The sequence below is a fragment of the Cloacibacillus porcorum genome (assembly GCF_001701045.1).
Classification (GTDB): Bacteria; Synergistota; Synergistia; order Synergistales; family Synergistaceae; genus Cloacibacillus; species Cloacibacillus porcorum.
In genome coordinates this window covers 3,035,062-3,053,964 of the sequence record NZ_CP016757.1, presented here as the reverse complement: position 1 = coordinate 3,053,964, position 18,903 = coordinate 3,035,062, and the positions used below count along the sequence as shown (strand labels likewise).

The 18,903-nt window shown below is 56.4% G+C and carries 11 protein-coding genes; 3 read left to right on the top strand and 8 right to left on the bottom strand.

What is annotated here, in order from left to right:
• Window positions 1-54: 54 nt before the first annotated feature.
• From BED41_RS13765 to BED41_RS16810, 6 genes are all read right to left on the bottom strand, one after another.
• Window positions 55-1,230 carry a SpoIIE family protein phosphatase gene (locus BED41_RS13765; RefSeq protein ID WP_066749330.1) on the bottom strand — a complete coding sequence of 392 codons (1,176 nt, stop codon included), beginning with the start codon at window positions 1,228-1,230 and terminating at the stop codon, window positions 55-57.
• Entirely contained in the window at window positions 1,223-2,953 is a 1,731-nt protein-coding gene (locus BED41_RS13760) for a [Fe-Fe] hydrogenase large subunit C-terminal domain-containing protein (RefSeq protein WP_066747525.1), read from the bottom strand. Before BED41_RS13760 ends, BED41_RS13765 begins: the two co-directional genes overlap by 8 nt.
• On the bottom strand, window positions 2,953-3,219 hold the full coding sequence (locus BED41_RS13755; protein WP_084002479.1) for a (2Fe-2S) ferredoxin domain-containing protein: 267 nt from the start codon (window positions 3,217-3,219) through the stop codon (window positions 2,953-2,955). The genes BED41_RS13760 and BED41_RS13755 overlap by 1 nt, the downstream gene beginning before the upstream one ends.
• Window positions 3,220-3,464: 245 nt before the next feature.
• Window positions 3,465-5,294, bottom strand: coding sequence for a hypothetical protein (locus tag BED41_RS13750; protein WP_066747521.1), 1,830 nt, complete (start codon window positions 5,292-5,294; stop codon window positions 3,465-3,467).
• 233 nt (window positions 5,295-5,527) lie between these two features.
• Window positions 5,528-8,086 carry a hypothetical protein gene (locus tag BED41_RS13745; RefSeq protein WP_367593417.1) on the bottom strand — a complete coding sequence of 853 codons (2,559 nt, stop codon included), beginning with the start codon at window positions 8,084-8,086 and terminating at the stop codon, window positions 5,528-5,530.
• On the bottom strand, window positions 7,978-9,375 hold the full coding sequence (locus BED41_RS16810; RefSeq protein ID WP_066747517.1) for an FG-GAP repeat domain-containing protein: 1,398 nt from the start codon (window positions 9,373-9,375) through the stop codon (window positions 7,978-7,980). The genes BED41_RS13745 and BED41_RS16810 overlap by 109 nt, the downstream gene beginning before the upstream one ends.
• 298 nt (window positions 9,376-9,673) lie before the next feature.
• Here BED41_RS16810 and BED41_RS16560 point away from each other — a divergent pair, with 298 nt between their 5' ends.
• The gene (locus tag BED41_RS16560) at window positions 9,674-9,847 is read left to right on the top strand and encodes a hypothetical protein (protein WP_157102368.1); all 174 of its coding nucleotides are present in this window, start codon (window positions 9,674-9,676) and stop codon (window positions 9,845-9,847) included.
• A 255-nt stretch (window positions 9,848-10,102) separates the two neighbouring features.
• Here the strand turns inward: BED41_RS16560 and BED41_RS13735 are convergent, their stop codons facing one another.
• On the bottom strand, window positions 10,103-10,627 hold the full coding sequence (locus tag BED41_RS13735; RefSeq protein ID WP_066747514.1) for a hypothetical protein: 525 nt from the start codon (window positions 10,625-10,627) through the stop codon (window positions 10,103-10,105).
• 242 nt (window positions 10,628-10,869) lie between these two features.
• Here BED41_RS13735 and BED41_RS13730 point away from each other — a divergent pair, with 242 nt between their 5' ends.
• Window positions 10,870-15,051 carry a Synerg-CTERM sorting domain-containing protein gene (locus BED41_RS13730; RefSeq protein WP_066747508.1) on the top strand — a complete coding sequence of 1,394 codons (4,182 nt, stop codon included), beginning with the start codon at window positions 10,870-10,872 and terminating at the stop codon, window positions 15,049-15,051.
• Window positions 15,052-15,144: 93 nt separating this feature from the next.
• On the opposite strand, the gene BED41_RS13725 is transcribed toward BED41_RS13730, so the two are convergent.
• Window positions 15,145-16,947, bottom strand: a complete 1,803-nt coding sequence (locus BED41_RS13725; protein WP_066747506.1) for a hypothetical protein — start codon at window positions 16,945-16,947, stop codon at window positions 15,145-15,147.
• A gap of 334 nt (window positions 16,948-17,281) precedes the next feature.
• Here BED41_RS13725 and BED41_RS13720 point away from each other — a divergent pair, with 334 nt between their 5' ends.
• Window positions 17,282-18,829 carry a S8 family serine peptidase gene (locus BED41_RS13720; RefSeq protein WP_066747500.1) on the top strand — a complete coding sequence of 516 codons (1,548 nt, stop codon included), beginning with the start codon at window positions 17,282-17,284 and terminating at the stop codon, window positions 18,827-18,829.
• Window positions 18,830-18,903: the final 74 nt, after the last annotated feature.

Below are 18,903 nucleotides of genomic sequence, written 5' to 3'. Positions count from 1 at the left end.
AAAAGGCTTCGTCCCGGGACGAAGCCTTAAATTTTAACCGCCGGACGGGGAGATTTAATAATAATTTTTCTCTACGTGCCGTCCGAGCCTCGTCATCACCGCCGCGAGATCGTCCATCAGGCGCGATTTTACGCGCAGCTCGGTGGGGAAGTCGGGGTTCTGATGCGCCGGATTCACCGCCTTGCCGATGAAGAGCTTCAGGTGCGTGCAGCGTTCAATGAGGATCTTCGCAAGCTTCGCCGCGCCGTGCGGATCGTCAAGCTCGGATATCATCCTTGGTACCGCGGGACGGTCGATATACTCCTCGATCATCGCGATAGCGCGCTTAAGCGTCATGACCCCCTCCGTCACGAGGTCGATGCCCTCTATCGACGCCGTCGGCGGGATATCGCTGTCCGTATAGTCTATATTGACATGCAGCGGACGCTTCAGCTCGCGCGAGAGTATCTCGGAGCTTGTGCCGCCGCTGACGATATGCAGGCCGCGCGTTTCGATATAATCCTTGACGAGGCGCGCGTCGTCCTCCGGGTTCTTTGGCGGCCCCGAAAATAGGCTCACCTGCTGTTTGGGCAGAATGTGCGCGATGGAGACGGTGGTGTCGTCGCCCGGCTTGCCCAGATAGAGATCCTTGGCGACGTCGAGCACGCGGTTGATGACACGCGGCGCGGAGAGTTTCTCACCGCAGGGACCGCAGAGAAATTCCGCCACCTCGTCGCAGCCCCAGCCAAAGGAGAGCGTCTCGCCCATGCCGGCCTGTGTCACGCCGTCGCTGACGATGACGAAATAATCGCCCTCCTGCGCGGTGAAGCGGCTCTCGCGCACCAGCTTGCCGCCGATAGTCTTCTCCTCATATTCAAAGGGGATGTGGCGGCCGCCGCGTATCAGCATACAGGGAGGGTTGTCGTACTCCGCGAGATAGCCCTTGCCGTCCCTCTGGATGTGGAGGATCATGAAGGTGGAGTAGGCGATGCCGCGCACCTTACAGACCGGCAGCGTATGAGCGATGGTGTCCACCGTGTCCTCGATCGAAGCGCCGCGGCTGATCATCGTGGAGATGATCTTCGAGGTCAGCGTCGAAAGAATATTGGCCTTCACGCCGCTGCCGAGGCCGTCCGAGAGCACGAGCAGCATGCTCTCCGGCGAATTTATCACCTGTACGCGGTCGCCGCAGAGCTCTTCGTTCTTCTTTATCAGGCTGTTATAACAGGCGTCTATACATATACTATCCATTGCCGTTATTTCCGTCATAGACGATCAGGTCCTTCAGCTTCGTCAGCGTCACCTTGGTCTCGGCCGTCGTCTCTCCGAGCAGGCTCGCGATCTCCTGGGCGACCGTCATCTGCTTGTCGATGACGTTCTGCGCCATCTCCATCGTCTCCAGCTTCAGCTTGTTGATAGACTCCGTCTCCTGCTCCTGCCTCGTGACGTCGTGGAGGAAGGCGATCGCGAGCCCCTGCTCCGGAATATAGATGACGGTCTGGTTGACGGTGATGCCGCGCTCATTGTAGCTCACCTTATGAAGCGGCACGTTCCTCTCCTCGCCGACCGCGAGCGCGAAATCCAGCGGGTCGAGGAATTCGTCGATACGGCGTCCCACGACTTCGTTTTTCGTCATCTTGAGAAGATGCTGCGCCGCGAGATTACACTCCTTCACGCGCAGATCGCGGTCCACGGCGATGATATAGTCGGGGCTTACGGAGAGGGTGACGTTTGCGAGCGTCTCCGATATCTGGCTCATATAGGGCAGGCACATATAGAGCTCCGCCTTATTCTGATATACGGCGATCGCCTTGTCGCGGCAGGTACGGTAGCCGCAGCTGCCGCAGTTCAGCTCGTGCGAGGGCTGCGTCTTGCCTATCTGTGCCAGTATCGAGCGTATCGTCTCCTCGTCGGGGATCTCCTCCTTCACCGGGTCGGGCAGGATGCGGCGGCTCAGGTCCAGCGAGGAGAGGTCCGTTTCGCGGATATCCTTATCGGCGCGCAGGTAGCGCATCATATCGATACCCGTGCTGATGGGGTGATATTCCGTATCGGGCTTCTCCGGGCCGTTGATACAGCTGCCGTAGCAGGTGCTTGCCTCAATGAAACAGTTGTGGATGCGCCCTTCGCTGATCTCCTCCAGCAGCTCGATGACGTCCTTCGCCCCCTGGACGCTGATAAAGTTATATTTATTGAATACGTGGGAGTCCTCGGGGAGGTTGGCGCGGACGTCTTTCACGATGCCTTCGAATATCGGGTAAATCGCCGAAGAGCTCGGGTCGTTGCCGAAATAGCCCTCGGCGCACTTTTCAAGTTCGATATCTTCCTTCACGAACCAGCGCGAAAGCTGTTTGAAGGTGATTACGCCGTCGATATAACGCTTCTCAGAGACGCGGGCCTCCTCTATCTTTGAGATACAGGGGGCGAAAAAGACGATCAGCGCGTCGTCGCCGTACTTACGGCGCAGGAACTCGCCGTGCGCCTCCATCGGTGAAAGCACCTGGGCGAGCTGCGGCGTCAGCTTCGGAAAATACTTCTGCACGAGAAATACGACGGAGGGGCAGCAGGTCGTTATCATATTGTCCATCTCATCGCTCTCAAGGATACGCGCGTACTCCTTGGTGACGGCGTGCGCGCCGACGGAGGTCTCCTCCACGGCGTCAAAGCCGAGGCTCTGAAGCGCCCCCGCGATGCGGAAGCGGTTCTCCGTGCCGAAAGAGGCGATATAGGAGGGGGCGAGCGCCGCGACCTTCCTGCGGCGGCTCTCGCGCACCGCTTGCTTAAGGCCGCTGATATCGTTCACCAGGGATTTCGCGTGCTGCGGACAGTTGCGGATACAGCGGCCGCAGAGAATACACTCGTTTTCCAACACCTCGACGTGGTTGTCGCTGTACTTGATCGACTTTACGGGGCAGACCTTAAGGCACTTATAACAGTTCTTGCAGTTTGCCTCCGCGACATTGATATACTTCATTACCGATTACCACCTACTATTACATTGTCAAAAAACTCTTTTATCTGATCGGGGTCCACAAAGTGGATCTCGCCGTTTACCTTGACAGATACTCCCGCCTCTTCGCAGCGCCCCATGCAAAACGAGCCGGAGAGCTTTACATTTTCGGTAAGCCCCCGTTCCGTCACCAGCTTTGTCAGCCCCTCCACGACACGGCGCGCTCCCTTAAGATGACAGGAACTTCCGACGCAAATCACGACCTCTGTCAATCCGCATCCCTCCCAAATAAAGTTATCACCACACCCTATATTTTACCAGAAAAGAACGTTTTGTGATTAAATTCACACATGAAAAACGCAAAAAATCACTACATCTGAACATCGCGTCTCCGCCGCGACGTGACAAAAGAAAAACCGCCGGACTCCGGGGCAAGCCCGGAGTGACGGATAGAGGCGGGCTTGGTCTTGTCCTGCCGCTCCGGACTCCGAGCTTGAATCCTGCGCCGTCGGTTTTGTTTTACCTGTGCCGCGCGTCAGCGCGTGAATCGCTCTATGTACCTCTCCAGCACATAATTCATATGCGAGTGCAGGAAAGAAAAGGCCGTCATCGGGGCGCCGTTTTTTATCACATAGACGGCCTGCCCCTGTTTGGAGATTATATCCATATTCTTAAAGGGAAAATCGCGGAGGAATACGCGCCGGTAATTGGCGTGCTCCCTCTCCAGCGCCGCCATCGCCTCCATGTGTTCCCTATACTCCGCGGGTGAATAGAGCGAATGCTCGCCCTCTGAGAGCCAGGGACGGCGCATCGTTATCTTTCCCGCCGCTGCCTCTTCCTCGGAGAAGCGGGGATATATCTCCGTTACGTTCACCTCGCGCAGGGATGAGAGGAAGGTCGCTCTCCTCTCGCGGTAATACCTGTCGAAGAGGGCGCGTTCGTTTCCCGTGATGCCGTGGGCGTCGAATATCTTTTCCGCCAGATGCTCTGGCATCGTCTCCAGCGAAAGGAGCGGCATGACCTTCACAATATCACCGTCGGCGTGCAGATGGCGGTCAAGGTCGCCATACAGCTTTTCCAGATTGTCCCTCGTATATATCTCCAGCAGCGGCTTTGCGGAGGCGAGCAGTTGTGCGATACGGCCCTTTACGACCGCGGCCTTATCTCCGTTTTGGGTGAAAAAGGCCGCCGCCTTTGGGCTGTCGTTGTCCGCGTTGGAGAAATAGATGGTCGAAAGCTCCTCCGCTACGCCGACAAACTCGTTCATGAGCGAGCGGTGCGGTTTCGTGAGATAAAAAGGCTCCACCTGTCCGGATAGGTAGAGCGGCAGCCACGGCTCGACGGCGCGGAACATCCCGTCAACATTAAAATCGAGCTGGTGGATCACCTTTATCCTGTTTCCCGCGGCGATCAGCTCCGAGGCCAGAGAACTCCATAACCCGGCGAAGCCGCCGCCGAGCCCGCCGGAATCCGCGGCGTAAAAGTATATCGTTCGCCCCTTTTCCGAATCGAGCGCGCTCTCCGCGAATCTGGCAAAGGCCCGCTCGACGGAGCCGCCTCCGAGAAACATCTCTTCCGCGACGCTCAAACCCTTGCCCTCCACCGCCCTTCCGCGCGGCGTCCGGCGCTCCGCCTGCGGTATCTCCGCCGCCTCCGCGATGCCGTCGAGAAATCCGCGCGTCAGAGCCAGATGGGAGGCGTCGTCTTTTCTGAACCATTCCAAAAATTTTGCCGCCGCCGACTCCTCATCCTCTTGCAAGAAGCGCAGTTCTGCGGCCAGGGGCTCCGGCAGCCGCTGCGAGCGGGAGAGAAAGGCGAAATAGCGGCAGAATTCCGGTAAAATTTCCGCATGGGAGCTTAGGGAGCGCTTGCCCGCGCGGTAGCGTGATATCGCCGAGGCGTCGACGTTCACATAGCGGGCCAGCGCCGCGTTTGAGACTTCCAGCTGTTCCATGAGGAAATTCAGCTTGGCGGCGAGCAGGGCGCTCTCCGCCCTCTTAGTTTTTTTATCAAGCGGCGGCGCGGACCTCTTCCTTACGGTGCGCTCCTTTTTCAGCCCCGAATCCTCCGCGCTGAACCAGGCAAAGAGCGCCTCGCGCAGCGTGCGTCCCGCTTCGCCGCCGCATAGTCCGTACAGCGCCGCGGTTCTCTTTTTATCCGCCAGCTTCACGATACCGTTGGTGATGCAGCTCAATATGCGGCTGTTTTTTGACGGCACATAACTGCCGTTCACACAGCGGCAGACGCAGGAGGCGTCGATGCCGGCGGCGCGTGCCAGCGCGACGTTGGTCGTCTTTAAAAGCTCCTTTACCGCACTCAGCTTCTCGTTGAATAACATCGTCGTCGTATCCCCCTCCCGCTCCAATTATTATATGCCCTCTTTACAGGCTGCGGCGATATTTTTTGTGCACTGTTAGCGTATAATGTCAATGCCAATATAGATATTATACATATTATCAAATATTAAGCGATTGTGTAAACCACGCGCCCGTCACCCGCGGGCGGAGGCCCGTCCTCCGGCACGGAAGGACGCCCTGTATAAAGGGCGCGGCCGCTTAGGTAAACTCAACGGCCGCGCCTCTTTCGGTGATTATATTGTCAGCGGTTTTGCAGAACCTCTGCCGTTTTACCTCTAATCAGTCCGCCGCCGCGGCCGGAAGAGGAGCGCAGGGCCAGGAGCAGCGCCGCCGCGCCCCAGCCGGTATTGCAGCCGCCTCCGCCTCCGCCGCTGCCGCCGCTCGGCTTCTTTTCGAAGGAGATATAGCCCTCGTCGCAGCGGATTGCGACCGCCAGACGGTGCCCCTTCAGCTTTGACGGCGAGACGATGAAGGAGAAGTCACTCGCGGCGCCGGGGAATACCGCCGGAATGTAGCGGTTGGCGACAAGCCGTTCATGCGCTGTGCCATCCTTTGCGTCGCGCGCCGTCACCTCGACGTAGACGTTGTGCAGCGGTTTGTCTCCGTTGAAGCTCACCGTACCAAAGGCGCGGAAGTCCTCCGTCTTACCGGCGAGCGAGTTGCTGAAGCTGTCGAAACTCATGCCGTTGACCGTCAGGGAGAAGGCCTCCGTCCCTATTGCGCGGGTCGCGGCGTCCCTGGCGGATTTGTCCTCCGCCGTCACGGCAAAGGGGTAGCGGCCCCTGTTGTTTCCGCCAGGGTCATAGTTCGCGTCGCCGGAGGTGGTGTTCCAATTTTTGTGAATTTCGTCGAGCTTGTTGTCCGGGTCGATCTGGAAGTAAAAATCATAGTTTCCCTCCGCCATGCCGTTGGGAACGGTCCAGTCGAAGGAGACCACGGCCTTGTTGTCTTCCGTATTCTGCTTCCAGCCCTTCAGATCTACGGTGCGGCTGTCGATGCGGTATCTCGCGCCGCTCTCGTCGGCGTAGCCCATCTCGACGGTGACGTTCCCAGCGTCGACGAAGCTCGCGTTGTAGATGGGGATGCTGATCGTGTAGTTCCCGCCCCACCGCAGCGAGGAGGTGGCGTCGGCCAGGTTGTCGTTGTCGTAGAAGCGGATGCCGCATATCTGCGTCGCGGAGCGCTCGTCGAGATTGACGGTCCACTTGATCAGATCTTCGCTGTCCTTGTAGCGGCTGTAACGGGTGGGGAGTATTAACGAGGGGTCAGGTTTCTGCGCGTAGACGGAGCCGTTTCCCGTGGTACGCCAGAGCCAGGCTGCGGTGTCGTCCGCGAGGTCAACCGCGAAGGCCATGTTCATCACGCCCGCGGCGTCGGCGTAGGCCCGCATCTTCATGAGATAGGCTACATAGTCGGCGTTGAATCCCAACTTTGGTGAGGCGAAGTCGGCCTTGAACCCTTCCGACGACTGGTAGGACTTGGTGAAAGAGCTGCTGTCCCCGATCTCCTGTCCCATCATGCTGTTCGCGGAGAGGGAGCCGGCGACGATTTTTGGCCATCCGAGAGTAAGCGACAGGTTCCCGTTTCGCTGGTCCTTAGCGGTCGTCTTGAGGCTTGTGATATCCGTTACCTGCTGGGAGAAGATGAGCTCCTCCGTGTAATCGCCGCCAAGCGTCTTCTCAAGCGCGAGCGAAAGGTCCGCCTGTTTGTCCGCGTAGCCGGGGGTGCTCTCTATCGTCGTCGGATATGAGAATAGGTTGCCCTCCTCGTGGATGGGGTTGTAGTCGTCAAACTGCGAGCTCTGTCCCGCGTCTCCCTGTACGCGCGTCGGCTCGTCCGACATCGTGTAGGTGAAATACTGTGTTCCGTCCTCCGTTCCGGAGATCGTGCCGTTGATGGCTGCTCCGAAGAGCCCCGTCGGCGCGGGGGCGATCACGGGGTAGCGCCAGATGTGGAAGTCGGCCTTGTAGAACATGAGGCTGTCGGAGGTGTCGGTTTTTGAAGTTATCGTCGCGGCGGTCGAGGCGCTGCTGTTGTTCGCCGCACTGAGCGACTGGGAGGTGCTCTTCTTCCAGCCGAGCGAGGCGCTGCCGCCGACGGAGAAGCCCGCCAGCTTCTTTACCGTCGCCGTCGCGCTGCCGCCGACGTCGACGCCGCGCTCTGTGAACTGCCGCGCGTCAAAGGCGATGTCCTTCGTCTGGCTCTCAGTGTTGTTTTTCTCGTAGGTCACGCTGCTGCCCGTGTAGGAGAAGTTTGTGAGCGCGGGGCTCCCAGAGTCGCTCCACGGCGCTGTGATATAGTCTACGTGGTACGGCGGCGCCTGCATCACGGAGGCGTAACTTTTCCTGCTGCGCACAACCATGTGGGTCGGCTCGCCCAGAAGCAGAGACTCCTTCGCGAAGTTCGCCGTCATCGGCGCTGCCGCGAAACCTTTATCCTCACGTAAGAGCTTTACGCCGTTCTGAAATCCGCTGAAGCTCGTGCCGGAGAGCCTGCTCTTGTAGAGCCAGAGGATGTTTCCGTCGTCCGATTTAAGGTTAGCCTCACGCAGCGCCAGAGATAGAAGCACGTCGGAGCAGGCCATGCCGCTTGCGTTCAGATTCCCCGAAAGCGGCGCCGCCGCGAGGGAGAGAAACTGGAGTGTGTAATAAGGCATGGCTCCGTGTTGCTGCAGGTAATTGCCCGTCCTCATTAAATACCTTTCAGAGGGGGAAAAATTGTCGTCCGCGCTCCACACGGAGAGGAGGACGTTCCCCTGACCGGCCAAGTTATTGCCGCCGTAGTGCGGTGCGGCGTAGATGATCTCGTCTTTCCCGTCGCCGTCCAGGTCGCCCGCGGCGGCGAGCAGGCCATAGAATTTCTCATATACCGATGCGGTCGTGCCGCCCAGCCGGTGGTCGTCGTCCCGCGTACGCTGTTGTTCCACTCAGTTTTGAATTCACCGTCGCTGTAATAGAAGATCTGCACCGTTGCGTATCCACTTTTTTCACCGTTAAGGTCGTTGAAGACCGCCGCGACCTCCTGCTTCCCGTCGCCGTTGAAGTCCCCCGCCGCTACGTCGCAGCCGTCGATGTTCTTCCCGCTGTTATCCCTCTGTCCGCAGTCGTGCTCATAGAGCTTGCTGGCTCTGAACGAGCCGTTTGCGTCGCGCGTGATCTTATATATTTGGAACATATAGCCACTGCCGGGGCCGGAGAAGATGCAGGCGACCTCGGAGGCCTTTCCGTCGTTGTCGAAATCTCCCGCCGCGACGCGGACGCTAGGGCACAGGGCGGTGGCCGAGCCAAGCGGAAGGCTCAAGGCCATCGGCGAGTTGTTGGTGCCGTCGTTCAGCTTGCGCCCGTCAAGAAATTCAAGGTAAAAGTTGTAGGTGGTGACCTTGTCGCCGAGGTGCGTATTCCCGCCTGCGGCTACCGTCATCCGCGCGGCGACGAAGCTCTCCGCCTCTTCACCGTCGACGAAAAGTCCCGCTGTCGTACCGGTAGGGTAAACGTTCCCCGACGGGACATCGGTTTGCAGCGCCCTCACACCGTCGATTTTGAAATCGCCGTTTTCGTCCATACGCACCACGCCGGTATGATAGAGCCTGTCATGGCCGTTATGGCTGAAGTCCGGCAGCAGGACGCGGTAGCCGTTGTCGCCGTTCACCGGCTTTGTCGTGATGGCCGGATGCATGCCCGACGTCCATTCGCTGTCCTTGGGTGGCGACCCGTAAAGAGCCACGGGCGGCTTCTCGGTGTGGCTGTCCGCCGCCGGGTCGAAACGCATGGGATAAAGACGCACGTCCGAGCCCGTGTCTTTGGAGTCGTCCGGTCTGTACCAAAGGGCTTGGATCAGGTCATGCTTGAGGAAATTTCGTCTTCCCATCGTCTCTGTGAGGATATCCTGCACGTCGTCCAGCTTCTTGCCGTTGATCTTCACCGGTTCGGCACAAGCGGCTGAGACGATGATAAGTAACAGGCAGAGCGTCCCGAATACGCGCCCGAGAGTGTTCCACTGTCTGTGCGCAAGGGAAATGACGTCCGGCAGTCCGGCGGCTGAGATTCCTTTGCTGTAAGCGGTTTTCTTAATAAAAAATATATTCTGCATACGATAAACCCCCTTTTGCTAACTGTTTGCTAAGTAATTATGCACATAACAGCATGTTCTTACAATATTTCATATGCGTATATGTATAAAATTTCAATGCCAAATAGCTTAATATACATATTCTGCTGATGCATTGCCCTGTTAATAGCTGTGATATCAAAACAATGGACATAATGCGTAAAATCATGAAGTGTCAATGCTCAAAGATAAAAGCTGAGCAAATTTATTGAGGCCATAATATTGGTTCTGTAAAGCCGCCGATGACAAACAAAACCTGCTGGACCTCGCCTCCTCAAATATGACCGTCTATGACGCCTCGCAGGACGGCGAAACCTACCTTGATGATATAAAATGGCGCAGGGTGACGCTGGAATCCCAGCCCGTCACCTCTGGCGACGCGACGCTGACCTTCCGGGCCGAAAACGGCGACAAAGCAGTGGTCAAGATCTACCAGTCACAGTACGATAACTAAGCGATAACGAAAAACCTTCAAAAGACGGCCGTCCCCGGGATAAAAGGGGCGGCCGCATTTTATTGTTACTTCTGGCTCGTCTCGGAGGGCGGAGCGGCAAAACCAAACTCCCCTTCCGTCACTCATGGCCTGGCACGGAGTCCGGTACTTTAGGGGTTCTCTTTGTCTCACGGAGCCGCGGGCGAAGCGCAGCTCTCACATCATTTTATTGTTAACGGCATATCCTGTCTTTTTTAATTGATACGCGTGTCCCGCCTAATAGAACAGCCACTCCGTCGGCAGGAAGAAAAGATAGGGGGCGGTGAATACCGCGAGCGAGAGGGCGAGTTTTTTCTTTTCATCCTCCTCCAGCCCCGCTTTGCTGAGGCAGAACCTGTAATTGAAGAGATAGATGAAAAAGGCCGCTAGCGCGACGCAGCCGGCCACCCACAGGAGGCCGAAGATGCTGTCGAAGGGGTTGCGCTCGACGGCGGCGGCGACGTTCCAGCGCAGCCAATCTCCCACCCATCCTCCGAAACGGCGGCCGTCCATAAAAAGTGTGGAGAGCATCCCCACGGTACCGATGAGGTCGGCGGCAAAGCCGCAGAGCCAGACTTTAATGATGACGGCTTTGACCTTTTCGCCAGCCTCTTTCACCCTCAGGTATCTTAAGGTCAGCGCGACGACGAGCAGATCTATGAGAAAACAGGCGGGCAGGACGACGAGCCATGTCCCCGGGAAGAGCCACAGCAGCCATATTGGAAATATTACGTTGTAGAGTTTTACGCCGTGATCTCTCATCCCGACGCCTCCCTTTTTTGAAGATTTTTTCCGCCGGTTTGTCGACGGTGGTCTCAGTTTATCATACCGGAGAATGAGGCAGAGGTTTTTAGAGCGGTGATTATTTTCTGACAAGCGGCACTGCCGTTTTTTTATAAAAAAGCAATAAAATCAAAAAAATTAACAATATCTCTGTTATAATTTATGATATTACGGGCAATTTAATATTAATTTTTGTACAATATGTGAAAGGAAGTGGCTTAATGAGACCTAAAAGAGACGGAATCAGGCTTTTCCAAAAGTATCTTATGGCGGCTCTCTTTTCCGTCGCTCTTGTCGCGGCGGTCTATGCCGGCGGATCTTTGCTGAAGGCTGACGCCGATTCCACGGGGATACCGGAGTCGATAGCGAACGATCCGCTGGACGGCGCGTGGAAATATCATATAGTGCCCAAAAATCGGGCAACGATCTCTTATATGGACAATAATTGGAGTATAAGAACTTTCCGCGGGCAGAATGAATCCGTCGCCAACGACGAGGCGCTCAAAAAAGTCGGCGATACGCTTTTGGATGTAAGTAACACGCTGATTCTGGATGTCAACGACAACAACCGCGTCTTCGCGATGGCCTCATGTCCGGGTCAGATCACGGAAAAGATCACGGTATCTCCCGACTTCTACACACAGAGCGAGTATGCCGTGCCGCGCAGCGTAGTTTGTAACGTATATTTATATATGAAAGACGGGGAGAACGGCTCTACCTATCTTGCCATTGAACTGCTGGATAAGAACGGTCTGCGGTCGATAGCCTGTCTCACCGACGGGAAACGCGCGCCGGCTCCGGCCTATAAGTACAGATTCAAGGCCGACGGCTCATGGGTCGACGCTCCGGCCCTCGACATGAATGTCTGTACCGATGTACAGGGGTATGACTGGAACGGGGACGGCTACACCGATTATGTGATCAGCTATGTCTACAACCCCAACGGCAGGCCGAAGGGCGACAATGAGGCGGTGGGGATAGCGGTGCTCTATGTGGACGGCAAATCCCTTCTCGAAAACGACTCAAATCCTGGTAATATAACTTACTTCTGGCGCGACGACGACCATTTCAGCGACACCTCGAATATAGTTGGCGGCTTGACGCAGGTCAAACCGGCCGGCAGCATGAGAACGGCGCTCGGAGATTTCAACGGCGACGGCGTCAAGGAGGTCGCGCTCTATCATACGATGGCGCAGGGTCCGGACGGGCTGGGACATAACAACAGCCTCCATGTATATTCCATCGATTTGGCCAAGGGCGAAATAAACAAACCATATGAGAATGACTCGGAGGTCGGTCAGTCGTATCTGCAGAACGACAGCGTCGGTATCGCCGCGGGAGACCTGAACGGCGACGGCAGGGACGAGCTCTGTCTTGTAAATGCCGATACGAGCGCCTATTACCAGAAATCGTCGCTGTACCTTACCGTGCTGGAATGTACCGGCGGGCTGGATTCCTGGTCGATACGCCGCGGTAACCACGATACGGGAGAGCGGACCTTTGACGGCCTGAGCATCAGCGGAGAAAATTGTTCCATGCCGCCGATAGACGCGGAGCTCGCCGATCTGGACGGCGACGGCGTGCCGGAGCTGGTGTGGTTCACCGCCACCTCTCAGACCGAACATGACACGACGCTCTTTGTGGCAAAATGGCCGGGAAGTTACGGCAGCGTCGCGCTGGATTCAGATCCGTCGATATGCTATTGGGATATGGAGCACAACGGCTGGGCGATGGCGAATAGTTTCATGCGCTATTCCATGGCCTGTGGGCATTTTAACTATCCCTCGGCAAATCAGCCCGCCGTTGTTACATACCCCAGCCAGATCGGCGTCACACAGTTGGGTAACGGCGGGAACCTTGACTGGGTCATCTACGAATGGAACAGCAATGACGGCTTTATCAGACTTGGCAGCAGCAATTCACAAGGCCAGCCAACTCCGGTCAATGACGCGAAGGCGGCCAATCTCGTCCCGCGGATCGTCGCCGCCGACCTCGACGGCGAGAGTCTGGTGCTGGGAGAGCCGACGGTCATCACGGTGGAGGACAACATCGAACTCTACATGGTGACGCAGGCTCCGCCGAAGCACTGGGACCGTGTGAACGCCGCCGGCAGCGCGCTGTCGGGTTATGCCGAAGAGGACGGCAAAGTGACGCTTGATTCCTTCGCCGTCTTCGACACAGATGGCTACTATACCGGTATGCAGCGCGGAGGCGAATGGGGAAGATCTACATCCGTCACTAATGCAAGCAGCGGAAAATTCGGCGCTTCACTGGGGTTGGAAATTTCGCATAGGGGCAGTGTGATGGACAGAATATTCAATCGCTCGGAAAACAACGCCAACGAGGATCCAATGCTTGATGTTGGTGGGAAATTTTGCGGCGAATGGGTAAATGACAATACGGAGGATAAGTCTTCGACCTCAAGCTATACCTTCTCCTACAAGGCGGACCGTGACGACCAGCTCTACTACCGCGCCAACGATTACAATATCTGCCGCTATCCGGTGATCTTCCCGGAGGATAAAAAGTTCATAACTGTCTCCGACGACAATGGCGAAAAATACCAGGCGCAGAACTATATTCAGTTTGTTATCCCCACGGAGACGGCCTCTACCTTCACGCCGACTCCGGGGAGGAGTATCTCTTGGTACGAGCCGCTGCACGATAACTACAATCTCTTTACCTACCCAAGGCGGCTCTCCGATATAACGGGATACCCGCAGGGAACGGAAGAAAAATTAGCTGTAGATAAGTACAATCCCTGGGCCGACATCAACGGCAAGGTATTTGTTGACGGTACCGGCAACGTTATAGGCAATCTCGATGCCAGCGAATTTCGTTTGGACGCCTCGTCAAATACGACCAATTCTGAGATGAGCAGTTCCCGTTATACACTCGGAGGATACGTTTATTTTCATCCGACGGTGGGGCAGCATTTCCCGTTTGGCAACAGGGAAGGAACCATTAAATTCGATATGGAGGGAGATGGTACCTGGGGTACGGACACGACGACCACAACCGACGTCTCAGAGATGTTCAGTGTGACGATGGCCTGGCCCGGAGCCCGCAATTACACGATGTACACAGAGGATTGGACAGCCGCTGACATGCAGTTTGAGTCGGACATCGCCTACTTCACGCAGGACGACGGGGCTCTTTGCGTCGGCTACGCGGTGCCGAAGCTCGAATCGTTCCAGAGCAAGATATGGGGGAGCGGCAGCCCCTATAATACCCATGCCGACCCCGGGCTGTTGCTGCCCTTCCGCTGGAGCAACGATATAAAGAATAAATCCGCGGGGCAAAATTTAGAGAGCATGATCTACTACCTCGCAGAAAACGACAACCCTAATACAAGCCACCAGATGCGCGGCCTGAGCTTTGAAATGACGGACGGCGGCGCGCTGGCCTCAACTGCGGATCATCAAGGCACTGCGACAAAACTACTCGAATGCGGCCAGAAGTATAACCTGAGACTGCGCGTGATAAACTACAGTTTTGTTGACACAGGCGAGGTCAAGGTCAAATTCTACTACCAGCCGTGGAATGACGGAGGGGAAAACTATCCCGCCGAAAGCCCCGAATTCGACGGCAGATGTGAAGAGATACATAGTGATGACGGTAATCCGGCAGCTGCGATCGATGCTATAAAAGGGCGAAAAAATAAAGAGACGGGAGATAACTGGGAATACGCCGTTCTTAACGGCTGGACGGCCCCTAAGGATACCGGCCTCGGTTGGCTGCACGCGGTGATCTCCTACAACGGTGAGCAGCTCAGCACCGACAACGACCACGGCTGCGTGCTTGTAGGGAGCTACAGGCCGGAAGATTTCTACGGCACCGTGAGCGCCCAGGCGAAGAACGTTTCGCGCGCGGCCTCTATCTCCGTTGAGAGTTATCCCGATATCGCGATAACCGGCGTCACGGCCTACGAAATGGCGAAAGATGGCACCGTCTCTCAAGAACCGCTGACGATCGACGAAAAATCGCGTTCCAAGAAGATGAAGATCGACGTCAGGGTGAAATATACGGGCGGCAGGCTCAACATCGGCGGCGAAGAAAAAGAGATAAACTATGTGCCGCTACTGCGTGTGGGGCTGCTCGCTGGCAAAAGGGGCGTCAACCGCTCGCTGCTAGGAGCGACGGAATTCCCCCTCATCAGGGCGGGGGAGGAGCGTACCTTCAGCTTTGTCTACGACCCTAAGCTTTGCGATTACGACAACGGCGTGGCTGTACGTGCCTTCTCTCCATATCTCTTCGCCTCGGAACAGCGCGACCCCAGGAGCCAGTATAAGGTCCTCTGGAACTCCATCGAACACGACGGCGGCTCCGGTGGATGCGGCGTCGGTCTCGGAGCGCTTGCGCTCCTCGCCCTGCTGCCGCTGGCATGGCGTAAGAAGAGGTAACAGCTAATATATATTAGAGGCAAAATAAGAGGGGGAGGCGTTACAGCCTCCCCCTCTACTGTGTTTATCACGCACAGCCGGCGAAAAATTTAATCAGGCGGAGGGTATATAACGCCGCAGATATCTGTCGATGACATAGTTCATATAGGAGTGCAGGAGGGAGAAGGCGGCGAGCGGCTCGTCGTTTTTCACCACGTAGGTGGCCTCCCCCTCTTTTGAGACGATGTCGATGTTCTTGAAGGGGAGGTCGGGGCGCATGACGCAGCGGTAATTCGCGCGCTCCTGCGTGAGGCGCTCAATGGCCTTTATGTGTTCCGCGAACTCTTCGGGGGTGTAGAAGAGCTCCCTGCGGCACGGCAGCCAGGGAGTGTATATCGCGGCGCGTCCTTCGGCGATATCCTCCGGTGAATATTCCGGGTATATCTCGGTGACGCTGACCTCCGAGAGCGAACTTAGAAAGGCCCGCCTTCTGGCGTGGTAATATTTCATCATCTCATCTTTCGCGGCCTTGTCGGCGATCGTCCTCTCAAATATCTGTTTTGCGAGGTGCTCGGGCATCGATTCCAGCGAGAGCCTGTGCATGAGTTTGATGATGTCGCCGCCCGCCGACGCGCGGTTATTTTCGATATCGCGGCGCAGCTCCGCGGCATTTTCCCTCTTGTATATCTTCACGAGCGGTTTTGCGAGGGTCAGCAGGTCGTCGAACTGGCTCTTTACGAAGGCGGCTTTGTCGCGGCTCCTTGAGAAAAAGGCCGTCACCTCGTCCTCCCTGCCTTTGAAGCAGGAGAAGCGCATCGAGCAGAGCCCCTCCGCCGCGCCGGCATACTCACAGAAGAGGGAGCGGTTTGGGCATGTGAGATAATATGGCTCCACCTGTCCGGAGATGTAGAGCGGTATCCACGACTCCGCGGCGCTGAACATTTCGTCTGCGTCGAGACTGAGATTGTGGATTATCTTTATCCGGTGTCCCCGGGAGAGGATATCCTGCATGAGCGTCCGCCAGTCGTCGCGGAAGCGCGGCGCGCAGGCGAACCAGCTGAAGTCGGAGGCGCAGATGTGTATGCTGAGCGGCTCTTTGCTCGCGAGAATCATCTTCGTGAATTTAAGGAAGAAGGAATAGACCCCGTCCGCGCCGTAGGATATCTCTTCGGTGAGTCTCGTGCTCTCCGTCTTTTCGATCTTTGCGCGGAAAGAGAGGTCCTGCGCCTCCGCGGCGTCTATGCCCTGCAGCAGGTGGCGCGTATGTTCTGCGGAACCGGCCTCCCGGAACCAGGCGAAGAGCTTAGCCGTCATATATTCCTCATTGGCGGCCTCGTCAGGAGAGACGTTTATCTCCGCCGACAGCTCCTTGGGGATGCCCTGGGAGCGGCAGACGAAGGCGAAGTAGCGGCAGATATCACGCAGCACGGGGTCTTCAAGCCCTACGCCGCGCCTGCCTCTGCGGTAACGTGAAATCGAGGAGCCGTCGACGTTCACATAGCGGGCAAGGGCCGCGTTAGAGGTCTTGAAGGTCTCCATCAGCAGGTCAAGCCGCTGCGCCGTGTCGGCGATCAGCTTTTTCTTCATGCCGCGGAGCGGTTTGCGCGGCTCCGGATGTTTTCTTTCCTTAAGAGATGAATCGGCGGCGTTGAGCCAGCGTACGAGCGCCTCTTGAAGTATCTCTTCTTTGTACGCCCCGATCTTTTTTCTGAGCTCCCGCACCCGCTTGTCGTCCACCGCGAGCTTTGCCGCGCCGGCGGCGATACTGGCCACCGCCTTGCCGTAGCGCGGCGGCTGGGTTTTCGCGCCGAGGTAGCGGCAGATACACGAGGCGTCAAGCCCAGAGCTCCGCGCGAGCGCCGAACTGGTGGTGCCGAGCGCCTCTTTTAGCAGGGAAAGTTTTTCGTGAAAGAGCATAGGCCATCCTCCTTTATCTCTGTCAATATTATCCAATTATAAAAATAAAAACGCAATGCCGATTGGAGAAAAAATAAAAATTGGCAGTGCCGAAATTATGGGTGCGCAATCTTTATGGTATCATAGTTAACACTAATTATTTACTAAAAGGATTAAAGGGGCGTAAACAACCACAAAAATGGAATCCCGCCTTGTTATGTAGAGTTTCTTATTCTTAAGAAAGGTTAGAGGCATGGAGCGGCGGGGTGTTTGGGTGAATCAATTTATTGGTATTAAAGAGGGTTCTCGGTGTGTTGTGTATATTTCAAGAGCTGAAATGAAAGGGAGATACCTTATGAGGAATAACCTGCGAACGCTGTTTTTATCTATAATAATCCTCTTATTCTGTTCCGTCGCCTACGGAGCCGACTATGTGGAGAACGAGGTCATTGTGCTTACACGCGACTCGAATATGACCGGCTCAGCCTTGAGCGCCGCGGCTAGAGAGGGCTCCGCGGCGAAGGCCGCGGCGCTTGCGAAGAGCGTGGGCGCGGTTTCACGGAGGAGCTATCCAGCGCTGACCGCCGGCAGCGGACGGAGCATCGTCCTTCTATCTTCGCAGACGAAGACGGCGGACGAATTGATTTTGTCGCTCAAGGGGAACCCCGACGTGATCGGCGTAACGAAAAACTACAGGATGAAGGCGCATGGCAAAACGCCGGATGACGCGCTGTGGAACAGGCAGTGGGGGCCTAAGCGGATAAAGGTGCCGGAGGTGTGGGAGAATGCCTCGGTAGGTTCCGAGGAGGTGTATGTCGCGGTGCTCGATACGGGAGCTGCCTACGATCATCCAGACCTCGCTGCTAACATCAGCGGCATACTGCCGGATGGTACATATGGAAAAATGTTTCACAGCAACGGGAGCGTCACTGAGGTTGTCAGAAGCGGAACGCCCTCTTGCGACGTCACGATCGAAGACCCGCGCGAGGTTGATTATGCGACGGTCGGCGACGTTGGCGGTCACGGCACGCATGTATCCGGGATCATCGGCGCGGTGGGAAACAACGAAATAGGCGTAACGGGCGTCAACTGGAGGGTGAAAATACTGCCGGTGGGAGTTTTCACCGTGGGGGAGCTATGCGATAAAGATAACAAAAAATCTTTTGCCACGGCTGCTATTGTTGCCGATACCATTGGGGCGCTCAACTATATAGTGACGCTTAAAAGGATTTACGGCCTCAATATCCGTGTCGCGAATATGTCTATAGGCAGCTGGAAGGAAATTGTGGACCAGGATACTAATCCGTACGCGCAGTCGATAAAACTGGTAAGCGACGCCGGGATAATCGTCTGTATGGCGGCGGGGAACGAAGATCAGGACATAGATAACCCCATAAATTCCGATTACGAGGGAATGCGGCCTTATCCCGCCTGCTTCCGGTTTGAAAATACGATAACAGTCGGTGCTTCGAACGAACATGACGGATTGGGGATAACTTCTGGTTCCAATTACAGCTCCAGCGGCAAATGGGTGGATATCATGGCCCCCGGCGACAATATAATGAGCACGACCCCCATGTACAGCTACGCCGGCAGCAGGGAATATAACAGAACCGGATACGACAGCTGGAGCGGCACCTCGATGGCGACGCCGATGGTGGCGGGCGCGGCGGCGCTGCTTTGCGCCGTCTATCCCGATAAATCTGCGAACGAGATAAAAATGATGCTGATGAGTGGCGCGGAAAACGTGCTGCGTAAGGGCTATTCAAAATATGGCCTGCTGAATGTCTGCAACGCCAGCCGGACGAGGAGCGGAGATTCCGGCGGCGGTTGTTCCGCCGGTTTTGCGCTGCTCGCGCTGATAGCTTTAGTGCCGCTCGCCGCCTGGAAACGAAAAAAATAACGGCAGACGGTTTTGAGTAAAAATGGCGGCTATGCCGTCGACGCGTAACAACACGAGGGGCGGAGCCGTATAGG